Here is a 5,186-nt window from a genome sequence, read left to right as displayed (position 1 = left end):
ATTCTATCCCGGAGAATTCCTGCCCCGAATTACTTAACATCTACAATTGCGAGGGAGCGCCTTTCGCGACCGCGGCAATCTGCTTTTTTGTCATCATGAACTCGTTTCAGGATCTCGTCTTTAATCCTGTCATTTCGAGCAACGATTCCGAGCGAGCGAGGAATCGGACGCCCTTGGCCGACTTCACGAAAGCATATACGGTACCGCTCGAAAGTATCTCAAACTAAAATGCGAGAAATCTCTCTTTTGTTTTTGATCATTCCCGGCTGGATTTATTCAATGGCGGAGAGGGAGGGATTTGAACCCTCGATGGAGGTTTAAGCCCCCATACTCGCTTAGCAGGCGAGCGCCTTCGACCACTCGGCCACCTCTCCGGAATAGGACGAAAGGGTGCAAATTCCCTTTCGTATTGAGGACATATACAGTAACTAACCGACGGGTCAGTGTCAACGAGCACACCACGTGTGCCCCGGCCCGGCGGACCGTGTCCGCTGACATTCGAAGTAGCGAAAGCCTTGCTATCATCTTCTGACGCGCTACAGGTGGTTTCGGCATCATCAGCGCTATGCCGAAAAAGACACTACGTGTCCCCGGCCCGGCGGCTCGCAGCCGCATGCAATCGAAGTAGCGAGGTATTGCTATTATCACCAACCGCGCTTAAGGTGCTTCGAGTCTCAAAATCTGCTACGCCGAGAAACACACAACGTGTGTGCTACTTTTGGTCAGGCAAAAGTAGAAACCCTTATATCGATCTTATAGGTTAAGTATAGAACTTCCCCTTCAGCTAATGGAAACTCCCAGCAGTAAACAATCGAAGTAGCGGCGTTACGCTATTACCTCCAGCCGCGCTTCCGGAGCCTATGACTCCGAACGAGCGAGGAATCGGCCTCCTTCGCTAAAGACTCCGGAGTTAATCCGAATGCCCGCCCATCGCCTCGAAAACCCTGAGCAGCCTCTCCCCGCTCTCGCGCGCGAAATCCATGATCCTGTCCTTGTCCTCGTCCGTGATGTCAGACTCGATATTCCGCACCGTCCTCTTTATAGCGAGCGAATGCCCCGGGTCCTCCTTCGCGTGGACGACCACGAACTTCGACGGATACGGCAGGTCCCTGTGTTTCGGGAACATTATCCCCGAGGCGTTCTCGAAGAGATACGAGTGCCCGAGCACGCCCAGCGGAAACTCGTCCGCCGCCTTCTGGAGGAACTCGTCGTACTCCGCCACCTCCGGAACGCCCGAAACGTCCACCCCAGTAACGCCCATCCCCGCCAGGTCCTCGAGCGCGATCTCGGCGTGCCCTTCCTCTCCCCTCGCGCAAAGGAGAAACCTCTTGCTAAGATAGGGGTTGTCGTACTTCGTCCGGTCGGCCGCCTTGAGCACCGCCTTACGGCTTATGTCTTCGATAACGTAAAAGGTCTTGAGGAACTTGACGTAGCTCTCCCTCGGTATCTCGCCCGAGAGAAGCGCCTTCACCTCGTCCATCCCCTCTACACTTTCCAGGTATTCACCGACCTCGCGGTCGAGCCTTTCTTCCAGTCTTTCCATAACGGTCGAATATATTATCCGAACATCGGCGGGATTTCGACTCTCGCGCGGGGGTAACTTTCATGTCTTGCAGTCACTCCGCCCGCGGGCGTGCGAGCGTCAGCTCCCGAACGTAAAGGCGTACGCTTCGAGTCCCGGCTCGGCAGCCTTGATCTCTATAACGCCAGTGCCGAAATCCTTACGGCTTATGAGCTCGTACAGCGTGTTGGCGTCCACCGTCACGCGCCCGTCGGGCGAAACGCTGCTCCCGCGCGCCATGCCTATCGGCATCCCGTCTAGCGTTATCTCCGCCGTGACGGGCTCGCCCGTCGAAGTGCCTAGGACGAGGAACACCTTCTTCGCCGCGAAGCTCAGCCTGATGGCCGAGCCCGCTTCGTCCGACGTTATCTTCTCGCCGCCGACGGTCCATCCGCCGTCGAGCGCCCACCCGTTCCGCACGAGGCTTTCGGGGAACATGTACTCGGCATGCGCGTTCTTCTCGATGGGCGTCGCGCCCTCGTACCCCTTCGCGCGCTCGTATCCCAGATACGTCTCGGGCGTCTGCTCCTTCGAATACGGTATCGGCACGGCCTCGCCCGGCTCCATCGCACCGAGCCCGAGAAGATAGCGAATGTTGTTCTCCGTCACATCGTACTTCCCCTCGCCGAAGTGCGTGTACACGACGTTCCCCTCGCGGTCGATAAGGTAATGCGCTGGCCAGTACCGGTTCTTGAAATTAGTCCACGTGTCGAAGTTATTGTCCAGCGCGACGGGGTATTTTATGCCGTTCGCCTCGACCGCTTTTTTGACGTTGCCGAGATCCTTCTCGAACTCGAACTCGGGCGAATGCACGCCCACTATCACGAGCCCGTCCTTCCTGTACTTCTCGTCCCACGACTTTATATATGGAAACGTCCGGACGCAGTTGACGCACGAATACGTCCAGAAATCGACGAGCACGACCTTCCCCCTGAGCCCCTCCATCGTGAGCGGCTTCGAATTTATCCACGCCGTGATGCCCTCGAAGCCGGGCGCGGGATACGGCTCTGCGAGCCCGTTCTTTAGCTCCTCGCCCTTCACGTCCGCCGGCTTCACGGCCGTCACGGTGCCGCCCGGGGGCTCGATTGAGCCGATGTTTATACCCGATGCGATGAACAGCACGGAGAGTATGATAACGACGCCGAACGCCTTCCGTATGCCCTCCGAATGCGCGGTGAAGAAGCCGAGCTTCCCCATCACCTTCCGCCCGGCGAGCGCGATCGCCAGCATCGGCACGCCCGCCCCTATCGCGAACGAAGCCGTGACGAGGAACCCCGCTAGGTCCGTCTCCTGCCGGACGACCTGGACGAGGACGGCGGCGAGCAGCGGCCCGGCGCAAGGAGTCCACACGAGCCCTATGAGCGCGCCCACGACGAGGCCGCTCCAGAGGTCGTCCCCCCTGCCGATTTTGGAGCTCCCGCCTATACCCGCAATGCGCGACGTGAGCCCGCTGAATCTATCCGAAAGCTTCGACGAAAGGAGCACGAGGCCGAACAGGAACAGGAGGACCAGCGAAACGTACTTTATTATTTCGGTGTCTATACCGAAGGCTTCGACTATGCGGCGCGACGCCAGCGCGAAAAGGGTGAACGAGAAAACGAACCCGGCGATGATGCCGAACGGCCTCTTCTTCCCGCCCTCGACCGACGCCGAAAGGACGAGCGGCAGTACGGGCAGTATGCACGGCGATACGATGAGCGCCAGCCCTTCGACGAACGCCAGCGCGGGATCGAGAATATTCATGGCACTCCCCAATCTCTAATATATATGCGTTTAGAGTATAGCTGTACACCCGGGGATTCTCCCGTTTTATTTGCAGATGCAGGTTTCCCGCAAGGGCGCGATAGTGTAGTATTGAAAAACCGTGCATAACCCCCGCTTACTTTTCTCACGCGCGGGGACTGTGAAGGAGGAATGCCCATGCAGCTATCGAGCCACGAATCGGCCCGCTCCGGCGCACGCTTAAACACCCTGGCCCTGCTGATTATCATTCTCGTATTCGGAGGAGCGTGTGCACGGACCGCGCCAGAGCCCGTGCCCTACCCCGACGCCGATCCGTTGCCATCGTGGAATGACGGCGCGGCGAAGGAGGCGATCTTCGAATTCATAAGGAAAGCGACGGACGAATCCGGGCCGGACTACGTCGCCCCCGAAGACCGCATAGCCGTCTTCGACCAGGACGGCACGCTCTGGGTCGAGCATCCCCTTTACACGCAGGGCGTCTTCGCGTTGGGCAGGATACGCGCCCTCGCTCCGTCACACCCCGAATGGAGCGAAACCGAGCCCTACAAATCCGTCATCGCAAACGACGCGCGGGCGATAGCGAATTTCACGAAGGCCGACTGGAAGGCGATCATAGCCGCCACGCACGCCGGAATGACGACGGAGCAGTTCACCGAAACCGTTCGACAATGGCTCGCCACGGCGAAACATCCGCGCTACCAGCGCCCGTATACAGACCTCGTCTACCGGCCCATGCTGGAGGTCATCGCATACCTCCGCGAAAACGGCTTCCGCACGTTCATGGTCACGGGCGGCGGGCAGCTCTTCGTCCGCGCCTACGCAAGAGAGGTCTACGGCTTCCCGCCCGCCGAGATAGTCGGGTCGAGCCTCGTCCTATCGTACGAATACGGGGCCGGCGGCGGGCCCGTCCTCGTGCGCGAGCCCAGGCTGTTCCTGATGGACGACGGCCCCGGAAAGGCCGTCGGGATCGAAACCTTCATCGGCCAGCGGCCGTCCGCCGCCTTCGGCAACTCGGACGGCGACAGGGAAATGCTCGAATGGACGGGAGCGGGCAGCGGCGCGCGCCTAATGATGCTGGTGCTTCACGACGACCCCGTCCGCGAGTACGCCTACGGCCCGGCCGAAGGCCTGCCGAACACCGACGTCGGCACCTTCCCCCAGTCGCTGGCGAACGAGGCCGACGCGAAAGGCTGGGTAATCATCAGCATGAAAAAAGACTGGAACCGCATCTTCAATTTCGAGGAAGCGCAACAATAAAACGCTATCTGCTTACCTTTTGCCTTTTTACTTTCCTCCCCATTAGTAAGGGGGAGGATTAAGGCGGGGGTCACCTCCAGTCTGTCATTCCCAACAATTCCGAGCGAGTGAGGAATTGGACGCCCCAACCTTGAAGCGCAAACGTTTGTCCAGTACCGCTCCGAGCCTGCCTATACATCGGGAATCCACTTCCACAAGCAATCCATCAAGAATCTTTTTCCTCCCAGCAAGAAGGGGAGGATTAAGTCCGGGGCGCCTCCTGCGTCCTCGGCCAAATCATAATATTGCAAGCCGCACTCGCAGCGCAGCAATACCCCTCCAGGCCGTGCGGACTGTGTCCGCAGACAATCGAAGTAGCATCGTTCTGCCCTTGCCACCAGACGTGCTTCCGGTGATTTTAGCAACTTCGGTGCTACGTCGAAAACGACACTACGTGTCCACGCCACGCGTGCCGGATATCGACATAGCTGACTTCGAAATCCATAGCACCACCCGGTCGTCCATATTATTCAATCACCTAACTTGCCATGTCGAAGACATCGAGTGGATGAGCGTTAAAAATCCGACCTGCCTTACTCTTCCCTCCCCCTCCCAGGGGGAGGGTCAGGGTGGGGGTATAGTATTT

The 5,186-nt window shown here is 58.7% G+C and carries 3 protein-coding genes and 1 tRNA gene; 1 reads left to right on the top strand and 3 read right to left on the bottom strand.

The window, feature by feature from the left end; all coding sequences use genetic code 11:
* Window positions 1–280: 280 nt before the first annotated feature.
* The 3 genes from PKC29_15385 to PKC29_15375 form a co-directional block, all read right to left on the bottom strand.
* Window positions 281–374 (bottom strand) — tRNA-Ser (locus PKC29_15385).
* Window positions 375–910: 536 nt separating this feature from the next.
* The gene (locus tag PKC29_15380) at window positions 911–1,543 is read right to left on the bottom strand and encodes a hypothetical protein (protein HML96801.1); all 633 of its coding nucleotides are present in this window, start codon (window positions 1,541–1,543) and stop codon (window positions 911–913) included.
* 99 nt (window positions 1,544–1,642) lie between these two features.
* On the bottom strand, window positions 1,643–3,304 hold the full coding sequence (locus tag PKC29_15375) for a cytochrome c biogenesis protein DipZ (GenBank protein ID HML96800.1): 1,662 nt from the start codon (window positions 3,302–3,304) through the stop codon (window positions 1,643–1,645).
* 177 nt (window positions 3,305–3,481) lie between these two features.
* Between PKC29_15375 and PKC29_15370 the strand changes: the two genes are divergently transcribed.
* Window positions 3,482–4,561, top strand: coding sequence for an HAD family hydrolase (locus PKC29_15370; GenBank protein HML96799.1), 1,080 nt, complete (start codon window positions 3,482–3,484; stop codon window positions 4,559–4,561).
* The last annotated feature ends 625 nt before the right edge of the window (window positions 4,562–5,186 follow it).

Source organism: Thermodesulfobacteriota bacterium, from assembly GCA_035325995.1.
Taxonomy (GTDB): Bacteria; Desulfobacterota_D; UBA1144; order Nemesobacterales; family UBA2774; genus JADLGH01.
The sequence above is the reverse complement of the archived record's forward strand: the minus strand, read 5'-3'. Positions and strand labels throughout refer to the sequence as shown.